General features: G+C 44.1%; 21 protein-coding genes and 4 tRNA genes. 7 read left to right on the forward strand and 18 right to left on the reverse strand.

The annotated features are described in order from the left end of the window. Window positions 1-21 precede the first annotated feature (21 nt). The 11 genes from walI to dnaB form a co-directional block, all read right to left on the reverse strand. On the reverse strand, window positions 22-864 hold the full coding sequence (gene walI, locus Q3W56_RS09055; protein WP_302895227.1) for a WalRK two-component regulatory system regulator WalI: 843 nt from the start codon (window positions 862-864) through the stop codon (window positions 22-24). Continuing rightward, complete coding sequence (walH, locus tag Q3W56_RS09060) at window positions 851-2,218, reverse strand: WalRK two-component regulatory system regulator WalH (RefSeq protein ID WP_302895228.1); 1,368 nt, start codon at window positions 2,216-2,218, stop codon at window positions 851-853. Before walH ends, walI begins: the two co-directional genes overlap by 14 nt. Continuing rightward, window positions 2,208-4,043, reverse strand: a complete 1,836-nt coding sequence (walK, locus tag Q3W56_RS09065; RefSeq protein ID WP_268401256.1) for a cell wall metabolism sensor histidine kinase WalK — start codon at window positions 4,041-4,043, stop codon at window positions 2,208-2,210. Before walK ends, walH begins: the two co-directional genes overlap by 11 nt. A 7-nt stretch (window positions 4,044-4,050) precedes the next feature. Further along, window positions 4,051-4,758, reverse strand: coding sequence for a cell wall metabolism DNA-binding response regulator WalR (gene walR, locus Q3W56_RS09070; protein ID WP_003244363.1), 708 nt, complete (start codon window positions 4,756-4,758; stop codon window positions 4,051-4,053). 384 nt (window positions 4,759-5,142) lie between these two features. After that, window positions 5,143-5,215, reverse strand: a tRNA-Phe gene (locus Q3W56_RS09075). A gap of 35 nt (window positions 5,216-5,250) precedes the next feature. Further along, window positions 5,251-5,327 (reverse strand) — tRNA-Asp (locus Q3W56_RS09080). 81 nt (window positions 5,328-5,408) lie between these two features. Then, window positions 5,409-5,480, reverse strand: a tRNA-Glu gene (locus Q3W56_RS09085). A 9-nt stretch (window positions 5,481-5,489) separates the two neighbouring features. Continuing rightward, window positions 5,490-5,565, reverse strand: a tRNA-Lys gene (locus tag Q3W56_RS09090). Window positions 5,566-5,786: 221 nt separating this feature from the next. Then, window positions 5,787-7,079: an adenylosuccinate synthase gene (gene purA, locus Q3W56_RS09095; protein WP_019716345.1), complete on the reverse strand. Its 1,293-nt coding sequence runs from the start codon at window positions 7,077-7,079 to the stop codon at window positions 5,787-5,789. Window positions 7,080-7,284: 205 nt separating this feature from the next. Next, window positions 7,285-7,704, reverse strand: coding sequence for a VOC family protein (locus Q3W56_RS09100; RefSeq protein ID WP_302895229.1), 420 nt, complete (start codon window positions 7,702-7,704; stop codon window positions 7,285-7,287). 122 nt (window positions 7,705-7,826) lie between these two features. Continuing rightward, a complete protein-coding gene (gene dnaB, locus Q3W56_RS09105) occupies window positions 7,827-9,191 on the reverse strand; it encodes a replicative DNA helicase (protein ID WP_302895230.1) in 1,365 nt (454 codons plus the stop codon). 169 nt (window positions 9,192-9,360) lie between these two features. Between dnaB and Q3W56_RS09110 the strand changes: the two genes are divergently transcribed. Continuing rightward, window positions 9,361-9,561: a DUF2188 domain-containing protein gene (locus Q3W56_RS09110; protein ID WP_019716347.1), complete on the forward strand. Its 201-nt coding sequence runs from the start codon at window positions 9,361-9,363 to the stop codon at window positions 9,559-9,561. A gap of 46 nt (window positions 9,562-9,607) precedes the next feature. Here the strand turns inward: Q3W56_RS09110 and Q3W56_RS09115 are convergent, their stop codons facing one another. Then, window positions 9,608-9,811, reverse strand: coding sequence for a hypothetical protein (locus tag Q3W56_RS09115; protein ID WP_268401254.1), 204 nt, complete (start codon window positions 9,809-9,811; stop codon window positions 9,608-9,610). A 120-nt stretch (window positions 9,812-9,931) separates the two neighbouring features. Here Q3W56_RS09115 and Q3W56_RS09120 point away from each other — a divergent pair, with 120 nt between their 5' ends. The 3 genes from Q3W56_RS09120 to Q3W56_RS09130 all read left to right on the forward strand — a co-directional run bounded on the left by Q3W56_RS09120 (window position 9,932) and on the right by Q3W56_RS09130 (window position 13,544). Further along, complete coding sequence (locus Q3W56_RS09120; protein WP_019716349.1) at window positions 9,932-10,075, forward strand: YycC family protein; 144 nt, start codon at window positions 9,932-9,934, stop codon at window positions 10,073-10,075. A 72-nt stretch (window positions 10,076-10,147) separates the two neighbouring features. Beyond that, on the forward strand, window positions 10,148-11,356 hold the full coding sequence (locus Q3W56_RS09125) for a CynX/NimT family MFS transporter (RefSeq protein ID WP_302895231.1): 1,209 nt from the start codon (window positions 10,148-10,150) through the stop codon (window positions 11,354-11,356). Window positions 11,357-11,471: 115 nt separating this feature from the next. Beyond that, window positions 11,472-13,544, forward strand: coding sequence for an ArnT family glycosyltransferase (locus Q3W56_RS09130; RefSeq protein ID WP_302895232.1), 2,073 nt, complete (start codon window positions 11,472-11,474; stop codon window positions 13,542-13,544). A gap of 37 nt (window positions 13,545-13,581) precedes the next feature. Here the strand turns inward: Q3W56_RS09130 and rplI are convergent, their stop codons facing one another. The 4 genes from rplI to Q3W56_RS09150 all read right to left on the reverse strand — a co-directional run bounded on the left by rplI (window position 13,582) and on the right by Q3W56_RS09150 (window position 17,350). Continuing rightward, window positions 13,582-14,031 (reverse strand): 50S ribosomal protein L9, encoded by a 450-nt coding sequence (gene rplI / locus Q3W56_RS09135; protein WP_003219165.1) that lies wholly within the window; start codon window positions 14,029-14,031, stop codon window positions 13,582-13,584. Then, complete coding sequence (gene gdpP / locus Q3W56_RS09140) at window positions 14,028-16,007, reverse strand: cyclic-di-AMP phosphodiesterase GdpP (protein WP_302895233.1); 1,980 nt, start codon at window positions 16,005-16,007, stop codon at window positions 14,028-14,030. Before gdpP ends, rplI begins: the two co-directional genes overlap by 4 nt. A 36-nt stretch (window positions 16,008-16,043) precedes the next feature. Further along, the gene (locus Q3W56_RS09145; protein WP_302895234.1) at window positions 16,044-16,973 is read right to left on the reverse strand and encodes a YybS family protein; all 930 of its coding nucleotides are present in this window, start codon (window positions 16,971-16,973) and stop codon (window positions 16,044-16,046) included. Window positions 16,974-17,200: 227 nt separating this feature from the next. Further along, window positions 17,201-17,350, reverse strand: coding sequence for a hypothetical protein (locus Q3W56_RS09150; protein ID WP_014115856.1), 150 nt, complete (start codon window positions 17,348-17,350; stop codon window positions 17,201-17,203). Between the two features lie 143 nt (window positions 17,351-17,493). On the opposite strand from Q3W56_RS09150, the gene cotF reads away from it, so the two are divergent. Continuing rightward, window positions 17,494-17,976 carry a spore coat protein CotF gene (cotF, locus tag Q3W56_RS09155; protein ID WP_302895235.1) on the forward strand — a complete coding sequence of 161 codons (483 nt, stop codon included), beginning with the start codon at window positions 17,494-17,496 and terminating at the stop codon, window positions 17,974-17,976. Window positions 17,977-18,005: 29 nt separating this feature from the next. Here the strand turns inward: cotF and hypR are convergent, their stop codons facing one another. Next, complete coding sequence (gene hypR / locus Q3W56_RS09160; RefSeq protein WP_019716354.1) at window positions 18,006-18,383, reverse strand: transcriptional regulator HypR; 378 nt, start codon at window positions 18,381-18,383, stop codon at window positions 18,006-18,008. Window positions 18,384-18,588: 205 nt separating this feature from the next. Between hypR and Q3W56_RS09165 the strand changes: the two genes are divergently transcribed. Further along, entirely contained in the window at window positions 18,589-19,518 is a 930-nt protein-coding gene (locus Q3W56_RS09165) for a manganese-dependent inorganic pyrophosphatase (RefSeq protein ID WP_302895236.1), read from the forward strand. Between the two features lie 234 nt (window positions 19,519-19,752). Here the strand turns inward: Q3W56_RS09165 and Q3W56_RS09170 are convergent, their stop codons facing one another. Next, window positions 19,753-20,199 carry a DUF6376 family protein gene (locus tag Q3W56_RS09170; protein ID WP_019716356.1) on the reverse strand — a complete coding sequence of 149 codons (447 nt, stop codon included), beginning with the start codon at window positions 20,197-20,199 and terminating at the stop codon, window positions 19,753-19,755. A 437-nt stretch (window positions 20,200-20,636) separates the two neighbouring features. Between Q3W56_RS09170 and Q3W56_RS09175 the strand changes: the two genes are divergently transcribed. Next, window positions 20,637-21,947 carry an MFS transporter gene (locus tag Q3W56_RS09175; protein ID WP_302895280.1) on the forward strand — a complete coding sequence of 437 codons (1,311 nt, stop codon included), beginning with the start codon at window positions 20,637-20,639 and terminating at the stop codon, window positions 21,945-21,947. Window positions 21,948-22,053: the final 106 nt, after the last annotated feature.

Genomic DNA, 22,053 nt, shown 5'->3' on the forward strand with positions numbered 1-22,053 from the left:
TTTGTCTCACTCCATTATTTTTCATTGATCTGTATCTAAAATCGTACTCTCCAAAGCATTCACAGTAAAATACTCTTGTACTGTCTTTTTCTCGCCGTTCACTTTTTTATCGTACTCGACCGTAATTCTCCATACCGGTGCCAGCACCTGCGTACTTGTCAGCGGATATTGTGCAACGTAGCCGAATTTACAGCTCTTCACAGTGCTGTATTCTTTTAATTGATTTTGATAGTACAATAGCTCAACCGCATCCATTTCAGTAATTAAGCTTTCTTTCTGAATTTGCTTGAACGCCTCAAGCGTAGTTTGGTCATATGACACAACCTCGTTTTTAGCGTTTAAGTGCAGGACCACTTGCCCGATCATATTAGAAGAATTGTCGGTCTGCTGGTAAATATAATCGCCTTCATATGTTTGGAAGAAAATAATTTCTTTCTTTGATTTGTCAACCTTCCAAAGTTTATATTTTTCACCATCTTGGATCTTCGAAGAAACAAGTGCCTGAGCATCGTCCTCGATGTTTTTTTTTGATAGGGCGATCGGACTCGTAAACTTCATTTTCAAGGTCGTTACTTTACGATCATCACTTGGCATGTCCATCAAAGGCTTTTGATCCTTGAGTGCCTCAATTTCCTCCTTGGTGAAGGCCTTTTGATTTGCTGTGATCCGGTAGCCTTCTATTGCTCCCTTATTCAGGCCTTCATACGTGATATGGTCGGCTTTCATGTCATGCTCGACATCATTTTTGATGACCTCATATTCTTTGCTGGTAGCCTGCCATTTCTGGAAAAACTGATAGCCTAAGAATATATCTAAAATGAGGAAGGCAACGATGAAGATTGATTTTGTCTTATTCCACTCCACTGTTTGCCCCCTCCTTCGTCAACAAATCCTTTGTAATTGGCACCATTTTTCCGTTTATTTTCATCGCCCAAACCGGTTCAAGCTCAACAAGAGGGTCATCATTGGTTGAGGTTGATACCAATTGATAAGCAAGGAAGATCTGATCAATTTTGTCAATATCATATTTGGTTTGTTTAGAAAGCAGCATCTTCACTTCGCTGCCGCTCATCAGCTCTGTCTCGCTTGTTTTAATCGGATTCGTTCCAAGACTGTAGTTCGGCCGCTTATAGCTGAGAATATCATCGTTCGCCCATTGCAACGTAATCGCCGATGTCGCTCCGAACGGTTTGGCAATGCTGTTAATGACCGGCATCTGATCCATAAAGATATAGAAGCTCAGCTGCTGGCTGTCATTGATATTGAAAAATTGATAGTGATCCGTCCAGCTTCCCGTATCCTCAAGGTATTTTTGGCTTCTTTTGATTAACTCACCTGTTTGATAAGAAGTGCTCTGGACTAAATTGCGTTGCTGGAATTGCACCTGGCGCTGGCTTAAATTCACATCTAAACGGCTGATCCCATCTGTCAGCACATTTCTATTGTTGTAATTCGAATCTTCCCTTACAATGCTCGGATCGCTGAACAAGGCCTGCTTAAAGGTATTTGTTTTAATCGACTCTGTGACAAATTCTTTTTTGTCCATAATAAGCGTTTTGTTCGGCAGCAAGAATTCTTTCTTGGAACCGATTGAGAACAAACTGTACGCCGGCATGTTTGATTGCCTGTTTTTCAAGTCGCTCATAATGTTCCGGTAGTTTGCAGACTCAACGGTCACTTCCAGAATGAGCTGTTTGCTGTAAGACACCAAATAAATCTTCTTATTCGCTTTTGATTCATTGAACGGAATCAGAATATGATCAAACGAACTGTATTCAAACGACTGATTAGACCATCTAAACAGCGTTTGGAAAATATCAATCGGAATCGTGTCAGTGAATTGCAAGTCAAGCTTTGCTTCATATCCGCCTATTCCATAAAACCAGCTCTTGAATCCAACCTTATCATACTGATCCGAGATATCTTTAATTCCTTTTACATCCCAATGCGGCAAGTCAGACCATACTTCTTCATAGAGGGCTTCATCACCCACTTTGTAATGAGCGCCGTCATCATGGATAAACATGTCCCTCGGCCTTACCGTTTCAGACAACTTTTGGGTGTTTTTTTCAATTTTATGTTTCTCACGCACAGTAGACTCTGTTGATGAAGAGCCTTCAGAAAAGTTTGGCTGGAACGTCCATATCCCCCATGTAAACACAAGACTGATGATGACGAGTACCGTAAGTAATATCGTTTTTATATTTTCACGTTTCATCCCAATCATCCTCTTGTTCCTCTTTATATGGAAGAGTAAATGTAATCGTCGTGCCTTTTCCTTCTATGCTGTCCGCCCAAATATCTCCGCCGTGCGCCTGAACCATTTCTCTGGCAATCGCCAGCCCCAGACCGGTGCCGCCGAGCTTTCTCGTTCTCGCTTTATCAACCCTGTAGAAGCGGTCAAAGACTTTTTCGACATCCTTTTTCGGAATTCCGATCCCTTCATCCTTGACGCTGATATAGAGGAGTTCTTCCTCTTCATTTACATCAATTGAGAATGTGACATGTCCGCCTTCCGGTGAGTATTTTAAAGCGTTGGAAATAATATTATCGAGCACCTGCGTAATTTTATCCTGATCAATCTCGACGTACAGATTTCTGTCCGGCAGATTTCGGATAAATTCCACATGCTGTTCTTTTGTCATTTCAAAACGGTCAATAATAAGTGAGATAAACCGGACAATCTGAATCCATTCCCGGTTAAATTGATAATCCTTACTGTCAAACTTCGAAAGCTGAAGCAGATCATTGACAAGCCGGATCATACGCTCTGTCTCATTTTGCGTCACCATTAGGAAACGCGGAGCAATGTCCTTATTTTCCCACGCGCCTTCAGCTAATGCCTCTAAATAACTACGCATTGTCGTGAGCGGCGTCCGTAACTCATGTGATACATTTGCAACGAATTCTCTGCGTTCCTGATCCATTTTCTCTTGCTCGGTAACATCATAAATGACAGCGATTAAGCCATCAATTTTGCCATGTTCCCTTTGAATCACAGAGAAATTCACGCGAAGCACCGTTAATTCATCATCCCGTTCAATTTCAAGCAGCATAGAATCCTGCTGCTCCACTAAATCTTCAAATGTATAATTCTCTTGAATCCCAAGCAAGTTCGTAATCGGCATTTCTAAGGCTGTTTCACGTGAAACGTTCAGCAGCTCCAGCGCCGGGCTGTTTAAGAGAATAATTGCTCCGTTTCGGTTTGTGGCGATAACGCCGTCTGTCATATAGGCAATAACAGAGGCAAGCTTTCTGCGTTCTCCTTCTGTCATCGCTTGGGCATCTTCAAGCTCTCTCGTTAAGTGATTAAACGTAGTGGCAAGCTGTCCAATTTCATCATGCCCGTACTTTTTAACCTTCCTCGAGAAATTCCCTTTCGCAAGCTCCATCGCCTGCTTTCTCATATCCGAAAGCGGATGGGTAATGGTTCTTGCAAGAAAAATACCGAGAAGAGCCGTCAAAACAAGTGCCAAACCTGTGCCAGATGCCAGTATCGTGTTGATCGTCTTCATTTGGTTAAAGACATCTTCCATACTCGCGACAACATAGATCGCGCCGACAACCTCTTGGTTCTCAGTCATGACGGGCTTCGCGGAAATGAGAACTCTGATTTTGCTTTTCGGGTCATAGTACTTTCTTAAATACGATTGTTTAGTAGAAAAAATTCTTTTAAAGATCAGATCGGTCGTTTGTTTCCCCGCTACTTCCTCACCATACGGTTTTGAGGAACCGACCACTTCATAGCTTTTATCGACAAAACTAATTTCCCGGACCTCATCACTTTTCGTGAAGTCATTCAAAATACGGCTAACGTCATCTTTAATGACCGTGCTGTCGTTATCGCTTTTATATTCTTGTTCAATATAGTAAGAAAGGTTGTCGATTCGCTGGTTCAGTGATTGTTCATACGAGCTGATCAGCGATTTCTCTACCTGATTAACAAAATACACACCAATGATTTGCATGGCAATAATAATCAAAAGCACATAAATCAAGGTAATCTTAAATTGGATCGACCGGAAAAAACCAACCTTATTCATAGGGGCATTAGTCCTGTTCTGGGTTTCTCAAGTAATAACCTACGCCGCGGCGTGTGACAATCCAATTTGGATGACTCGGGTTGTCCTCGATTTTTTCACGAAGCCGGCGGACTGTTACGTCAACCGTTCTGACATCGCCAAAGTAATCATAGCCCCAAACGGTTTGAAGCAAATGTTCACGGGTCATCACTTGTCCGATATGTTTTGCTAAATAATGAAGCAATTCAAACTCACGATGAGTCAATTCGATTGTTTCATCTCGTTTTGATACGACATACGCGTCAGGGAAGATGACGAGAGAGCCGATATGAATCTCGTTAGAGGACGGCTCTTCCTCCGCAGGCGCTGTTGTCAGCTGGCGGCGCAAGTTCGCTTTTACACGTGCCAGGAGCTCGCGTGTGCTGAATGGTTTTGTGACATAGTCATCAGCACCGATTTCAAGCCCAATGACCTTGTCAATTTCCGAATCCTTTGCCGTCAGCATAATGATCGGCATATCGTATTTCTTTCTGACTTCACGGCATACTTCAACACCGTCTTTATTAGGAAGCATAATATCTAAAAGAATTAAATCAGGCTGAAGCTCTTCTACCATTTCAACAGCTTCGTTTCCGTCGTGGGCACAGTGCACCTCATAGCCTTCTTTTCTTAAGTTAAATTCCAATATATCTGCAATCGGTTTTTCATCATCTACTACAAGGATCTTTTTATCCATCATTTTGATTTTCCTCCTGCCGAATGACTTCATTTCATCTATATAACATTCGTTTCATCACTTATGGCCCGTGTAAACATAGGGTCCTTGTCTATTATAACGGTTTAAGGTCAAAAGATAAAAAAAATAAAGGTTTGGAAAAAAACACATATTTCACCTTTATCCGCTCATTGTTTATGTTTTGTCATACTAGTCAACTTTTTTAAAAATAACTAACTTTACTGAAACCTCTCCTCACCGGAGTGCGTCTTTATCATTGACGTCTTCTTCTTTGAACCGGCCGCAGGGCCGGTTCTCCCTTTTTCTTCTATTATAACACTCCTCATGTTTACCTTTTTCCTATAAGAAAAAAACGCACCTACGATTGCAGATGCGTTTGGTAAGTGGCTCGGGACGGAATCGAACCGCCGACACACGGATTTTCAGTCCGTTGCTCTACCAACTGAGCTACCGAGCCAAATGTTTTATTTTTCTCTACTAAGTAAAGTAAAATGGCGGTCCGGACGGGACTCGAACCCGCGACCTCCTGCGTGACAGGCAGGCATTCTAACCAACTGAACTACCGGACCTTACAGTAATTTGCCGCGAGAGCTGTCGTGTCAGCCCTCGCAGACAAATAAGGAATTAGCAATAACGCTAAAGTAAATCAATGACCCGTACGGGATTCGAACCCGTGTTACCGCCGTGAAAGGGCGGTGTCTTAACCGCTTGACCAACGGGCCTTCACGAAATGGTGAGCCATGAAGGACTCGAACCTTCGACCCTCTGATTAAAAGTCAGATGCTCTACCAACTGAGCTAATGGCTCTTAAGATGTCGGAATTTCCATAGAGCAAACGACTTGGATCAAGTTCTATCTTGTACTCTATTGAAGCAGTTTCCGTAACAACGAGATTTATAATATCACGAACAAATAGAAGTGGCAATAACTTTTTTGGTTTTTTTTCATATTTTTTTCTCAGACCAACTTATATGCGGCTTTCAAATAAAAAAAAGCCCCTGAATTAGGGGCTTTTAAGCAAAATCTATCTAGTTCGCACGGTACACGCTGCGAAGGACATTTGTCTGTGAACGGTCTGGGCCGACAGAGAAAATAGAAAGTGGAATGCCTGTCAACTGAGACACGCGCTCAAGATAGTGACGCGCATTTTCCGGAAGCTCGCTCAAGCTTTTCGCTCCTGTGATATCCTCAGTCCATCCTGGCATTTCTTCATATACCGGCTCACATTCAGCAAGTGCTTTAAGGCTTGCTGGGAATTCTTCAATGATTTCGCCTTTGTAGCGGTACGCCACACAGATTTTCAGTGTTTCAATTCCTGTTAAAACGTCGATTGAGTTCAAAGAAAGATCTGTAATTCCGCTCACACGGCGGGCGTGGCGGACAACAACGCTGTCAAACCAGCCGACACGGCGCGGACGGCCTGTTGTTGTTCCATACTCGCGGCCGACTTCACGGATTTGATCGCCGATTTCATCTTTCAGCTCAGTCGGGAAAGGACCGTCGCCGACACGAGTCGTATATGCTTTTGATACACCGACAACGTGCTGGATTTTGGTCGGGCCGACACCGGAACCGATCGTAACACCGCCGGCAACAGGGTTAGATGATGTAACAAACGGGTATGTTCCTTGGTCGATATCGAGCATAACCCCTTGCGCGCCTTCAAACAATACACGGCGCCCTTCATCAAGAGCATCATTTAAGACAACAGATGTGTCGCAGACATATTTTTTAATCTGCTGGCCGTATTCATAATATTCGTCTAAGATATCCTCAATTTTAAACCCTTCTGTCTCGTACATTTTCTCAAGCAGACGGTTTTTTTCTTCAAGATTACGTTCAAGCTTCTCCTTAAACGCGTCACGGTCTAACAGGTCTGCGATGCGAATCCCGATGCGGGCCGCTTTGTCCATATAAGCAGGGCCGATTCCTTTTTTCGTTGTCCCAATCTTGTTAGCCCCTTTACGCTCTTCTTCCACTTCATCCAATTTCAAATGATACGGCAGAATGACGTGAGCTCTGTTACTGATTCTCAGGTTATCTGTACTAACGTTGCGCTCATGAAGATACGCAAGCTCTGTGACTAATGCTTTCGGATCTACAACCATTCCGTTTCCGATCACACACGTTTTATCCTTATAGAAAATTCCTGACGGGATTAAGTGAAGCTTGTATGTGACTCCGTCAAACTTGATTGTATGTCCTGCGTTATTTCCGCCTTGATAACGGGCGATCACTTCTGCATTTTCTGAAAGGAAATCTGTAATTTTGCCTTTTCCTTCATCGCCCCATTGCGTACCTACTACAACTACTGAAGACATGTCCGTGCACCTCCGTTAACCTTTCAAAACGATTCTATTCAAACAAATCAAGTTTATCAGTGAAGCAACAGAAAGTCAATTGTAAATCCGAACATTAAATTAATGTAAATCGATATTCGTTCGCTTCCATTCGTTTTATAAGCGTTTTCTCATCGTATTGTCCTAAAATTCTCGTGAAACTTTTGTCCTTTAGCACAGAAAAGAGTTACTTGCCTGATATCCCGTTTGTATTCATAAAAACGACTCGCCAGCCGTCCGGATCCTCTATCGTCACGCCTCCATGGCTCCAGTACGGGTTCTCAGATTCAACCTCTTGATAGCCCATGTGTTTTAGCTTTGAAGTGATCACTGTCAGTTCATCTGCATTCGACACATAAAAAACGAGGAGACTGTCGGGATGGGGAACGGGAGGAGTACTTTCCACGTCATATTGGGTGAATTCCAAATGATAATCGGCATGAGGAAGGCCGAACATGACACCGTTATACCCGTCATGCTGCGAAAATTCTCCAATCCGTTTCAAGCCCAGTCCCCCTTCGTAAAAGCGAATGATTTCATTGAGCTGGCTCGTAGGCCGCGCAATCCGGATTTGCGCTGCGTGAAAGTGTGAAAAAGAGTTTCCCATGGTTACCATCTCCTTTTTATTCCCATTTTATTAAAACGTTTTCAAATTTACATCCGCTGAGCGAACGGTATTCCTTCCATCTTTCGAATGAAAAAAAACCCCCAAGATCAGCTCTTGAGGGTTTATGCGCCGGGCGGAACACCTGCGTCATCAAAACGCCGTTCCAGGTTGACGAATTTGTTGTATTCTTTTACGAACGCAAGTGACACGGTTCCTACCGGGCCGTTACGCTGTTTGGCAATAATGATTTCAATAATATTTTTATTCTCGGTTTCTTTGTCATAGTAGTCATCACGATAAAGGAACGCCACAATATCCGCGTCCTGCTCGATACTTCCTGATTCCCGGATATCAGACATCATCGGGCGTTTATCCTGACGCTGCTCAACGCCCCGGGAAAGCTGAGAAAGCGCGATAACAGGGACTTGCAGCTCCCTCGCGATCGCTTTCAGTTCACGGGAAATTTCTGATACTTCTTGCTGACGGTTATCCTTTGAGCGTCCGCTTCCCTGAATCAATTGCAGGTAGTCGATCAAAATCATGCCGAGGCCGCTTTCCTGCTTTAAGCGGCGGCACTTGGCGCGGATTTCACTCACGCGGATACCCGGTGTATCATCGATGTAGATTCCGCTGTTTGACAGGCTTCCCATTGCCATCGTCAGCTTGCCCCAATCCTCTTCGGTCAGGTTGCCGGTACGGAGATTCTGGGCATTGATATTTCCCTCGGCACAGAGCATACGCATAACGAGCTGCTCTGCACCCATCTCAAGACTGAAAATTGCTACGCTTTCGTCGGTCTTGGTCGCCACGTTTTGTGCAATGTTCAGGGCAAAGGCCGTTTTCCCCACTGACGGACGAGCAGCCACAATGATTAAGTCGTTGCGCTGGAAACCGGCCGTCATCCGGTCAAGCTCTGTAAACCCTGTCGGAATTCCCGTAATATCGCCTTTTCGATTGTGAAGCTGTTCGATATTGTCATAGGTTTGGACAAGGACGTCCTTAATATTTTGGAAGGCACTCGTGCTTTTGCGCTGCGCCACTTCCATAATCGTTTTTTCAGCTTCACTGAGTAAATCCTCGACCTCATCCTCACGGGTATACCCGTCTTGAGCGATGGTTGTCGCTGTTCTGATTAATCGGCGAAGAATTGATTTTTCTTCAACGATCTTCGCGTAATATTCTATGTTAGCCGCTGTCGGCACCGAGTTTGCGATATCTGTCAGATACGAAATACCCCCCACTTCTTCCAGCAGGTCTGTATTCGCAAGCTCTGACGTTACCGTCACTAGATCAACCGGTTCACCGCGGTCACCGAGCACCAGCATCGCATTATAGATTTTTTGGTGGGACATTCTATAGAAATCATCTGGAATCAATACTTCTGAAGCCAGCGTTAAAGCAGACGGCTGTAAAAAAATTGCGCCTAACACGGCTTGTTCGGCTTCTATATTTTGCGGAGGAAGCCGATCATTCAGAAGGTCTGTCATGCTAAGCACCGTCCTCTCATTAAAAAATCTCCAAACTCCATTCTACCATTTCTGCAGAAAAAAAATAGAAAAATTGTCTATTTCCTGTTTTTCTCAGCTAGCCGATTGGATCGTTTCGGACAGTAACAAGGCGGGAAAAATGCAATAAAACTTGTGGGAGGAATGATTGATGATGAAAAAATATGCGGTTACACCTAATGTTGATGCGGACGGCTGGTTTATTAAGGTGGAGAATGTGGCGCCGACAGCTTTGTATACATCTAAAGACGCCGCAATTGAAAAAGCCAAACAGATGGCAAAAGAAAACAGTCCAGCAACTCTTGTGATTTATGACCAGTTCAAAAATGTGGAAGAAGAATACTCATTTTAATGGAATGAAACCCTTCGCTGCAGCGGGGGTTTTTTCGTGGATCAGCTTATTTCATCCATTGGAAGCCTGTATGCATCATCAGATCTGCCGCTTGTTGATACAGATCCCACTCCTCGAATGAAGCAAATTTCCCCATCAGCTCCTGAAGTTTCCGCCTCATAGCCATATATTCTTCAAAGGTGACAGCCTTCTCAGTATCTATCTGATGCTCAGTCAGCATTTGTTTTAAAAATGACAACGGTGCTTGCATAAGAACCCTCCTTCCCTCTTTTATAACGGGCATTTACGGATTGTTCCAATCCTTTGTGACATCTTATTACATTTCACATCTGATTCTTGTACAATGGACAGAAGAGAGGAGGGATCTTTTGTGAGACCTTTGCAAATTTCTGCTGAAACTGCCCAAAAGCTTGCAGAATCCTTACATCTGCCGCTTGAACAGATCATGCATATGCCTCAGCATATACTGCTTGCCAAAATGGCTGAAATACAGAAAGAAGAAAAACAATCGTAGCATTCGTTGGCATACTTGCTTTCATCTTACGGAATGATATTTAGTATATGTTAGAAAGAAGGAGTAACTGCTTTGCCACATCCACAAAATAAAAAAATCCAATCGTTTTGGCTGATTGCCGGCATTATCTTTATCGCGTTTAACTTACGGCCCGCGATCACTTCAGTCGGTCCGGTCATCAGCTCTATTCGGGCAGAGCTGCACATGTCCAATGGGGCAGCCGGATTTTTGACAGCACTGCCGCTGCTTTCGTTTGCAGTTCTTTCTCCGCTTGCGCCTAAGCTCGGACAGCGCCTCGGAAATGGGCGAACCTTATGGCTTGGTCTCCTGGTCCTGTTTATCGGCGTTTTGATTCGTTCTGTCGGCTACACTGCCGCTTTGTTTTTCGGAACAGCACTCATTGGAGTCGGAATTGCAATCGGGAATGTTCTTTTGCCAAGCTTAATCAAACATAAATACCCTGAAAAGTCAGGGATCATGATCAGCCTGTATACGACATCAATGAATATATTCGCTGCTTTGGCATCAGGTGTCACCGTACCCCTGGCGGCACAAATGGAAGGCGGATGGAAGCAAGCCTTTCTCTTATGGGGCGGGCTGGCGTTCCTTGCATTGCTGATCTGGATACCTCAGCTGCGCCACCGGGATACAGCAAATAAAGCGGTTAAGCTTCAAACCAGTTCCGTTTGGGCTTCCAAAATGGCATGGTTTGTCACCATCTTTATGGGACTGCAATCATTTTTATTTTACAGCAGCATCGCTTGGTTTCCTGAAATTCTCCGTTCACACGGGATTGATACATCAACAGCTGGATGGATGGTGTCACTCATGCAATTTGCAAGTCTGCCTTCCACTTTTCTGACACCGGTTTTAGCCGACCGTGTGAAACATCAGCGCGGTATCGTTGCGGCGCTGGCCGCAGTCTACCTGATCGGCCTATGCGGATTATTAGCGGGCGGCAGCCATACAACGCTTGCTATCTGGATGGTGATTATCGGTATCGGACAAGGCTCCAGCATTAGTTTGGCACTCGCTCTTATCGGTCTCCGCAGTGAAAATGCACAGCAGGCCGCTGCGCTGTCAGGTATGTCTCAGTCATTCGGCTACCTGCTTGCAGCTGTCGGTCCAATCTTTGTCGGCTATCTCTTTGACCAGACACATTCATGGACAATGCCGATTGTGCTTCTTATTGCTGCCCTGATTGTAATGGGAGCGGCCGGACTGGGAGCCGGACGAGACCGATACATTCTTCAGTCAGCGAAGCAAAGAAATTCAGCATAAAAAGCGGGGAAGATATCTCCGCTTTTTCCTTTGACATTCTTCGAATATTTATGGTTTATTCATAAGTTTTTCATATTTGTTTTTTACAATAAACACCATAAAGAGGTGAAAAACGATGAAAACCAAACGATTCGACGTGGCCCTTATTCTCATCTTGCTTACAGCGGCTTTTCTTAATGCGTATAACATTTGGCAGGATGACACAGCGAACCAATACTATTTGGCGGCTGTGAAAAGCATGACGCAAAGCTTCCACAATTTCTTTTATGCCTCATTTGACCCTACTGGATTTGTGACAGTAGATAAACCGCCTGTTGTGTTATGGATTCAAACGATTTTCGCACTGATTTTTGGCGTTCACACATGGAGTGTAATCATTCCCCAAGCTCTCGCCGGAGTTGGATCTGTATTCCTTCTATACAGAATGATCAAACCGACTTTTGGAATTGGAGCTGCCCGCATTGCCGCACTTGTCATGGCACTGACGCCTATCGCAGTAGCCGTCAGCCGGACAAACAATATTGACAGCATGCTTGTCTTTACCTTATTGCTCGGTTCATCATGCCTGATTCGATCCGTCAAACAAGGCAAGCTGGTTTGGCTCCTGGCAGCATTTGCCCTGATTGGGCTCGCCTTTAATATGAAGATGATGCAAGCGTTTATGGTATTGCCTGCATTTGTGTTATTCTACCTGATTGCATCTCGGATATCTCTGAAGAAAAAAATCGGGTCTCTGATACTGTCTCTCGTCCTTCTGACAGGCGTTTCGCTCTCATGGGCGGTTGTAGTAGATTCAACCACAACGTCCAGCCGGCCCTATGTAGGAAGCAGCCAGACCAATTCAGTGTTAGAACTGGCCTTTGGTTACAACGGCACAGAGCGGCTGCTTGGACAAACCACCGGCCTTGCAAGGAGTGATATGAATACTGCTGACGGCCGTAACATGCAGAATAATAGCACCATGCAACCGCCAAACAGCAACGGATCATCTTTTTCGGGAAACAGCAAGTCTGACGAAAGTACCGCCAATCAATCATTCGGAAACAATTCACAGGGGCCTCAGCCGCCTAGCGGTCAAAACGGCGTTCCCAATGGCGGAGGCACACCTCCAACAGGCGGCATCGGCCCTGGAAACGGCGGACCTGGCGGTGGAAAAAGCACGAATATGTTCGGCACTGGCGATGCAGGACCGCTCCGTCTCTTCCAATCGGCACTATCCGGCCAAATCAGCTGGATGCTTCCATTCGCATTGATCGGATTGCTGGGCGAATTCATCAACTGGTACCGTAATCGCCGGGGTCAAGCTACTGAAGTGAAAGAATCGATATTCTGGGCGGCTTGGCTCGTTCCTGTAGCCGGTTTCTTCAGCGTTGCAGGATTTTTCCACCAGTACTATTTAATTATGCTGGCACCTCCGATTGCCGCACTTTCCGGTATTGGATGGCATACGATGTACCGTTTATACAATAACAATAAAGACTGGGCCAGCTATCTTCTGCCGGCAGCCGTTCTGATCACAGCCGCTTTCCAGGTTTATATTCTAAGCGCTTATACAAGCCAAATCGGCAGTGCATGGATGTACGTGCTGGGACTCTTAGGACTAGGCATCACCCTTGCGCTTCTGGTGATTAAACGCAGCCATCCGTTCAGCAAGCAGCTAGCAATCATCAGCTTATGTGTTCTGCTGCTCACGCCAATCTACTGGTCAGCAACGCCGCTTCTATACGGAGGCAACAGCGTTCTTCCTGAATCCGGCCCGCAGCTCAAAAGCTCAGCAAACGGCGGGAACATGTTCTCCTCAGAGGTTGACACCGGACTCTTGTCCTATCTGAGAAAGCATAATACCGGCGAAGAGTATCTATTTGCTACTTTGACAACTGTAACGGCTGCGCCATACATCATTCATGAAAATGAATCTGTTATGGCAATGGGCGGATTTAACGGCACAGATCCAATACTGACTGTGTCCGAGCTAAAAAAATGGGTCAAAGAAGGGAAAGTGAAATACTTCCTTCTATCAGGAAATAACTCAGGAAACAGCGAACTTGTTTCTTGGATTAAGAAAAGTGGAAAAGAAATATCATCTGACGAGTACCGCAGTTCCTCTAGCAGCTCAAACAGCAGCCAGCAAGGCTTGCGAAGAGGACCAGGCGAAAAAAGCCAGCAAACTCTTTATCTCGTGGAATAAAAAAAAGAGGCTTGGATTGCTCCAAGCCTCTTTTCTATTAAACTTCTTCTTTCACATGTACCTTTAACACAGCCTGAACCTCAGGATGCAGCTTCACAGGCACATTTGTATATCCTAATGCACGAATGCCGTCCGGCAGTTCAAGCTTCCGCTTATCTACTTTAATTTTATGGTCTTTTTGGAGCTGTTCAGTAATTTGCTTGCTTGTCACAGAACCAAATAAACGGCCGCCTTCGCCTGATTTCGCGCTGAGCTCAACTGTCAGTTTTTCTAATGTTTCTTTTAAGCTCTTTGCTTGCTCAAGCTCGGCAATGGCTTCTTTTTTCTCTTTTTGTTTTTGTCCGTTCAGCGCGCTGATGTTTGACGCGTTTGCTTCAACCGCGAGGCCTTTTTTAATCAGAAAGTTATGCGCATAACCGTCTGCTACGTTTTTGACTTCGCCTTTTTTTCCTTTTCCTTTTACATCTTGTAAGAAAATAACCTTCATCTCTGTACGCCTCCCTCAAAATACTCATCTATGGCGTGCTTCAGCCGTTCCAGCGCTTCAGAAACTGAAATGCCGGACAACTGAGTCGCCGCATTTGTTAAATGCCCTCCGCCTTCCAGCGCCTCCATGATGATCTGTACATTGACCTCGCCAAGTGACCGCGCACTGATACAAACAGTTTGCTCATCCCGTCTCGCCACCGCAAATGAAGCCTCTACCTCACTCATCGACAGCAGCGAATCGGCCGCCTGCGCAATTAGCACTTGATCGAAGTATTCCTCCTCATTTTCAGGAAGAGAAGCAATCGCAATGTTCTCTTTATAGAGGGCTGTATGCTGGATCAGCTTCGCCCGTTTAATATAGGAATCAACGGTCTCTTTCAGGAACTTCTGCACAAGCACCGTGTCGGCGCCTTTTGCCCTTAAATAAGAAGCCGCATCAAAAGTCCGCGAACCAGTGCGGAGAGAAAAGCTCTTTGTATCCACTATTATACCAGCTAATAGGGCTGTTGCTTCAATCATATTGATTTTTAAGCGCTTCGGCTGATATTCAAGCAACTCTGTCACCAATTCCGCTGTCGATGAAGCGTACGGCTCCATATAAACGAGCAGCGGATCTCTGATAAACTCCTCGCCCCTGCGGTGATGGTCGATGACAACGATATGTTCAATTTTATTGACCAGCCGTTCCTCCATGACAAGTGACGGCTTATGTGTATCAACGATCACAAGCAGCGTGTCATCATTGGAAATTTCCATCGCTTCTTCAGGCGTAATAAACCTTGACCACAGCTCTTCATATTTTTTGATCTCCTCAATCAAACGCTGCACACTTGATCCGATTTGATTAGGATCAATGACGATAAAACCATCTTTATTATTTGCCTGAGCCACCTTTAAAATCCCGATTGCTGCGCCGATAGAATCCATGTCAGGGAATTTATGCCCCATGATAATCACATTGCTGCTTTCAGAGACAATTTCCTTTAAGGCATGAGAAATGACGCGGGCCCGCACCCTTGTTCGTTTCTCCATCGGGTTGGTTTTACCTCCGTAAAACTTTACCTTTCCGTTCGGCAGCTTAATGGCTACTTGGTCTCCGCCGCGCCCCAGCGCTAAGTCCAAGCTGGATTGCGCCAAATCGCCAAGTTCTTTCAGCGAGGAGACTGAAGCCCCGACTCCGACGCTTAACGTCAGTGCTACACCGTCAAATGAGGTTTTTTCCCGCACCTCATCTAGAATTGAAAACTTCGAATTTTCGAGTTCAGTTAAGATATGTTCATTAAGTACAGCGATAAAGCGTTCTGAAGACGTCCTTTTCAGGAAAATCCCGTACTCCTGCGCCCAAGCGTTCAGCAAAGATGTGACCTGGCTGTTCATCGTGCTTCTCGTCTGGTCATCTAATCCTTGGGTCACATCATCATAGTTATCAAGGAAAATATACGCTAGCACAGTTCTTTCGTTTTCATATCGCTTTTCAATCTGAATTTGTTCCGTTACATCAAAGAAGTACAGCAGGCGCTCATCCCGTTTGATGACAACCTTAAACTTGCGGTCATTCAAAGTAACCGTTTCCGATTCCACCTCTTGTTTGATGAGCGGCACAACCGACTCACAAGTATCGTAAAGGGATCTCCCCACTAATGTGCTTTCATTAAAGCAAGAAGAAAGAAACGGATTTGCCCATTCTATATAATATTGGTCATTAAAAAGCATGATGCCGATCGGCATTTCCATCAATGCCTCTTCACCGACTTTTTTTAATCTGTAGGATAACGTAGAAATATAAGCATCAATCTCTTGTCGAATAAGAGAATCAGCACGTTTAATAAAAAACAAAATAACTGCCAGCAGCAGTACTTCGACGGTTCCTAATATCCAGTTAAAATAAAAGCTGATGAGGATTGTAATGATTGACAGAGCAATCAATGCATAGATGGGATACCGAAACAACGGTTTTTCATAAAAGCTTGGCACTTCTATCACTCCCCACCACGTGAGTAAAACTCATGTTCACTTCACCTTATTCCTTATATTAAAGCCCATATCTATAACGCCTAAAATGCGAATGGCTGCCATAAAGATCGGATGCATCAACCCAAGAATCACTGCAATGACAGCCGCAGCCTTCGGATATTGTTTCTTATGGCAATAGAAAAAGATAAATGATAAACCTTGGATAAAAATCAGAAACCCGAGTATAAACTCCCCATTTAAAGCGATAGAGTACAGCATTTGCCCTTTTTCTAATGGCAAAAATGAAAGTATGACAATCATTAAATACAGCACTACAACACTTTGCGGAAACTTCAACTCTCTAAAAGGCTTTAGATTAGGAATATCGGGGGAGAATCGCCTTAAGAGCGGCCTAGCGATAAGGTAACTGAGGAAAGAAAAAATAGCTCCTACCATCACAATAGCTGTTGGAAAAAGATATTGAACGATACCCAATTGTTCTTCCATCAGTTTCAATTGCTTCTCAAGCTGTTCAGCATTGCCCGACTGCTTCAATACAGTTTCTACAATATCAAGAGATTGCCGGTATTGTGTCATCGCTTCATCAATGATATTGATACCCAAAAACTGAATGCTTATCACAAAATAGAACACGATACAAAGCATATAAATAAGGGCACCCGAAATAATAGCATGACCGGGTTCTCTTTTTTTGAAAAAATGCCCCATGGCAATGCCTGCGCAAGCTGACATAAATGCTACAATCAGTCCGTTAATGGACCCGACAATAAAAACAACCGGAAGACTGACAACGCCCATCCATATTCCTAACTTCAATCCATATCTAATCGTATACACGATCATGGGCAGCGGCAGTGCAAATAAGAGAATTGCTCCAATCACGGGAACATAAACGACCAAAAGCGTGATGATCGCAAACAGACTGATTAAAATAGCACCTTCCATTAATGCTCTCGTTTGTTTCACTTAGTCACCTCGTATCATCCTGAACATACGAATAGAAAAGAGCAGCATAAACGACTGCTCTTCTTTCATCGCTGCAACATGCTTTGCACCGAATGTTTTTATATTATCTCTACATTTTACTTTTATATTTTAACATAAGTCCAAATCGCAAGTAAAATGACGCCAATGTTTCATGTGAAACATTGCAAATGAAAAGACATTCTTTGAAAAGAATGCCCATCACACAGTTAATGTTTATCATCCATAAAGCCAGAAGATTCCTTGTTTTTCTTTTTCGTTTTTCTGACATACATAAAAATTAAGATCACCAGTAAAAGGGTTGTTGCTTGCAGAACGCCGCTGCTAAACAAGAAAAAGTTCTTTATCATCTCCCACATCGCGTTTCACCTCTTTTTGCATGTTCAATCCGTATCCTATATAAAATGAATTTCCCTTTTTAAAAACTTCAAAACATCATGAACAACATTGAGCGTTGGGCATATGCTGATATGGAATCTGATTGATAAAGGAGACTTATTACATGGATGAACGCAGAACATTGGCTTGGCATGAAACATTAGAAATGCACGAGCTGGTTGCTTTTCAATCAAATGGACTCATTAGGCTGAAGAAAATGATAAGAGAAGTAAAAGACCCTCAGCTCAGACAGCTTTATAGTGTATCCATTCAGGCTGTTGAGCAAAATCTAAGAGAGCTTCTTCCATTCTTTCCACAGGCGCCGCACAGAGAGGATGAGGAAGAAGAACGAGCGGATAACCCATTTTACAGCGGTAATCTTCTCGGGTTTGTCAAAACGTCTGTCCGCAGCTATGCCATTGCGATTACAGAAACAGCAACACCTCAATTAAGAAACGTACTGGTCAAGCAACTGAATGCTGCCATACAGTTGCATGCGCAAGTTTTCCGATACATGTATCAGCGTGGATACTATCCGTCTTACAACCTTTCTGAACTGTTAAAAAATGACGTCAGAAACGCCAACAGAGCCCTTTCAATGAAATAAAACAAGCAGCAAAGGAGTTCCCTTTGCTGCTATTTCTGCTGATTCTTCAGCAATCCGCTCGAACGGTAAGATTCCAGCGTCTCCCTGTTGGATTCTCCCCATTCTTTCATTTGCAAAACAATCGGTTCAAGCGTTCGACCAAATTCCGTCAGAGAGTATTCAACCTTGGGAGGCACCTGATGGTAAACCTCACGATGTACGATGCCGTCCGCTTCCAGCTCCCGGAGCTGAAGGGTAAGCATTCTTTGGGTGATACTCGGACAGATTCGACGAAACTCATTAAACCGTTTCTTGCCATCTATCATGTGATAAAGAAGAATGCCTTTCCACTTTCCGCCAATCACATCTAATGTAAACTCAACTGGACAGCCTTCTTTGTTCGGGTATATATTCTTTTTTTCACTCATAGTTAACCCTCCAATAGTACCTTTTTTGATACTACATCACATTTCGCAACTAAGCTACCCAGTATTTTACACACCTTTTCTTTTCAGCTCAAAGAAAATGCTTCTTATTCACATCAATTTTTACGGGTTTGTATGATTACACCTGCAGCAAGACGTGTTAAACTATATAAAGATTACACTACTTAAAAAAGGATAAGGAGCTATCATGGAAAAGATACTTATTTTCGGACACCAAAACCCAGACACAGATACGATTTGTTCTGCGATTGCTTATGCTGATTTGAAAAACAAACTCGGCTTTAATGCTGAGCCAGTCCGTCTTGGACAAGTCAACGGCGAAACACAATACGCACTTGACTATTTCAAACAAGAAAGCCCGCGTCTTGTTGAAACAGCTGCAAACGAAGTCAACGGCGTTATCTTGGTTGACCATAACGAACGCCAACAAAGCATCAAGGACATTGAAGATGTTCAGATTCTAGAAGTGATCGACCACCACCGCATCGCTAACTTTGAAACAGCTGAGCCGCTTTACTATCGTGCTGAGCCTGTAGGCTGTACGGCTACAATCTTAAACAAAATGTACAAAGAAAATAACGTAAAAATTGAGAAAGAAATTGCCGGCCTTATGCTCTCTGCGATCATTTCTGACTCACTGTTATTCAAATCTCCAACTTGCACAGACCAAGACGTAGCGGCAGCAAAAGAGCTTGCGGAAATCGCTGGCGTAGATGCTGAAGAATACGGCTTGAACATGCTGAAAGCTGGCGCTGATTTAAGCAAAAAAACAGTGGAAGAGCTGATTTCTCTTGATGCGAAAGAATTTACACTCGGCAGCAAAAAAGTCGAAATCGCACAAGTGAACACAGTAGACATTGAAGATGTGAAAAAACGCCAAGCTGAATTAGAAGCAGTGATTTCAAAGGTTGTGGCTGAGAAGAACCTTGACCTGTTCCTTCTTGTCATCACAGACATCTTAGAAAATGATTCACTTGCCCTTGCGATCGGTAACGAAGCAGCGAAAGTAGAAAAAGCGTTCAACGTTACATTAGAAAACAACACAGCCCTTCTTAAAGGCGTTGTTTCTCGTAAAAAACAAGTCGTTCCTGTCTTAACTGACGCAATGGCTGAATAATAAAAAAAAGCATCCCGTCGTCGGGATGCTTCATATTACTGACAAAACCCTAAGACGGTTTATCGTTTTAGGATTTTGTCATCTTCTGCGTGATTGAAAACCCTTGAAGTCTAGGAAGGACGAGCATCGGAGCACAGCGAATGTTGGAATTCGTGAGCACCGAAGCGCAGGCCTGACAACAAATGCGAGGGTTTGTCGACACGCTGAAGCATCCCGTCGTCGGGATGCTTTTTCTTATTCGCCAAGCTTTTCAATCTGGCCCATCACGTCAGTAATTTGCTTTGCATTTTGGACAAGGTCTGACTGCTCCAATTCTTCAAGCGATACCTTGCCTTCCTCCACTTGTTTCAACAGAGCTTCAGCACTTTTCTGCAAGGTTTCGTTATGCTCCTGAACCGTTTGATGAATCTCCGCCGCGGCATCAGGCGGTGTTAATTCATTAAAATCAGCGGCAGCCTGCTGAATCGACTCAAGCTGTGCTTTAAGTTTTTCTTTCGCCTCACTGTCATGTACAGCTTGCTCAGCCAATTCAGGCGCCTCCTCTGCAAATGTCTTCACCTTCTCCACATAGCCGGCAGCTTCACTTGTATAATTCAATCCGTCATTCACCTGATCAAGCATGCCACATCCGCCTGCACTCAAAAGCCCCACTCCGGCAAGAACAGTCAAAATGATTTTCATCGTTAGCCTCCTCATCGCTTCTTCTTCATTTTTTCTTTTAAGATCGGGATCAATTTCTCTTTTGCTAACGGCAGCCCTTTCCTCACCAATTCTCGCTTCAGCCACTTTTTCAGCTTAGACATCCTGACGCTCCTCTCCCTTTTTGATAAAAATGAAAAAAACTCCACCGATTTGGTGAAGTTCCGAAACAAAGAGACCTTCACCAAATCAGATTTGGCAAAGGTCTCGCTAACAAATAAGATTGCCAGCAAAGCCGAGGACATCTTGCCCCGTAATGACGACTTTACTGTGAAAGCTACTCCCCTTTGGAGTGTTCATTTTTATTACTTTCATTCTAAAGCACCGGGCTTTTCCAGTCAAATTCCTGCTGTCTGTTTACGCAAAAGTACACTGTGGTATTTAAAATTTGAATGGTATTTCCATCAGGAGATCATGCTATTACAGAGGAGGTTTTCATCATGAGTCAAGAGCGAGTGAAACGGCCTGGACATACCAGATGGTACATATCTTCGTTGCTCAGCGGCATTATTATTCTTAATTATTTTGACCGAGTGGCCATCTCTGTAGCGGCCCCTGCGATACAAGATTCGTTTCATCTTACAGCAACCGAACTCGGCATCGTGTTTTCCATTTACACTTATTCCTATACACTGATGCAGCTGCCCGTCGGAAGTTTATTAGACCGGTTTGGTGTGGCATGGGTCACGAGGGTTGGAATGACAATATGGAGCTTTTTAACGGTCCTTCTTGCTTTTTTGCAAGGAAAATTGCTGTTATATTTGTTCCGTTTTCTCATTGGGCTGACGAGCGCATCTGCGTTCCCTGCCGCCTCCAAGGCAACCGCTCAATGGTTTCCTCCAAGTGAGCGGGGATTGGCAAACTCACTGTTTGATTCGGCCGCGAAGTTTTCAAACGTAATCGGCGCTCCATTGGTTGCCTTTCTTGTTACTACTTTTGACTGGCGTGTTGCTTTTTTGACGATTGGTTGCATAAACGTGTTGTTTACGATCTTTTTCTGGCAGTATTATGAGCAGCCTGAACGGCACAAACGCATTTCCAAAAGTGAGCTCAACTATATTCAAAGACACAATTCAATGACAACAGAGCAAATCCCTTACAAAACGGGTCCGCTTTTAAAAAAGCTTTTCTCCAACCGGAAAGTATGGGGCTTGATGATCGGATTTACAGGGTACGGCTATACATTCAACCTGCTGCTCACCTGGCTTCCGACTTTCTTTAAACACACATACGGAATGGATCTCATGTCGTCCGGTTTATTTACAGCCGTACCATGGCTGATCTCAACCATTTCCGGAATTGTGGTCGGGGGCTGGCTCGTCGATTACTTTATTAAGAAAGGTTATTCTAACACCAAGGTGTACCGAACCGTGATCATTGTCGGAATGAGCTTCGGCTTTTTCTTTTTAGGCTCGATTCTGACGAACAATATCACAATCGCGATAATCTGTATTTCAATCGGCCTTGCCGGTATTTCTGCCACCGCTCCAGTCGGCTGGTCCATCTCCGCAGAGCTGGCGCCGATCGGTTCCGTGTCCATGCTAAGCTCCATGGTGAACCTGGCAAACAACCTGTTTGGAGGCATTATCGCTGCTTCACTGACAGGGTATTTGGTTGATGTGACAGGTTCCTTTACGCTCAGCTTTCTGGTTGCCGGCTTTGTATTGCTGCTCGGGCTGATTTTTTACGTGTTTGTGTTAGGGGATGTAAAAAGGATTAAGTTGGAGTAAAGAGTGCTTGTGTGCAAGCACTCTTTTCATTGATCATTAAAAAAAGAGCCGTCAGCTTTGAAACGGCTTCTCAGGATTCTATTCAGACTATATCCCATTCTCTCCG

This window comes from Bacillus sp. C28GYM-DRY-1 (assembly GCF_030519405.1).
Classification (GTDB): domain Bacteria; phylum Bacillota; class Bacilli; order Bacillales; family Bacillaceae; genus Bacillus; species Bacillus spizizenii_A.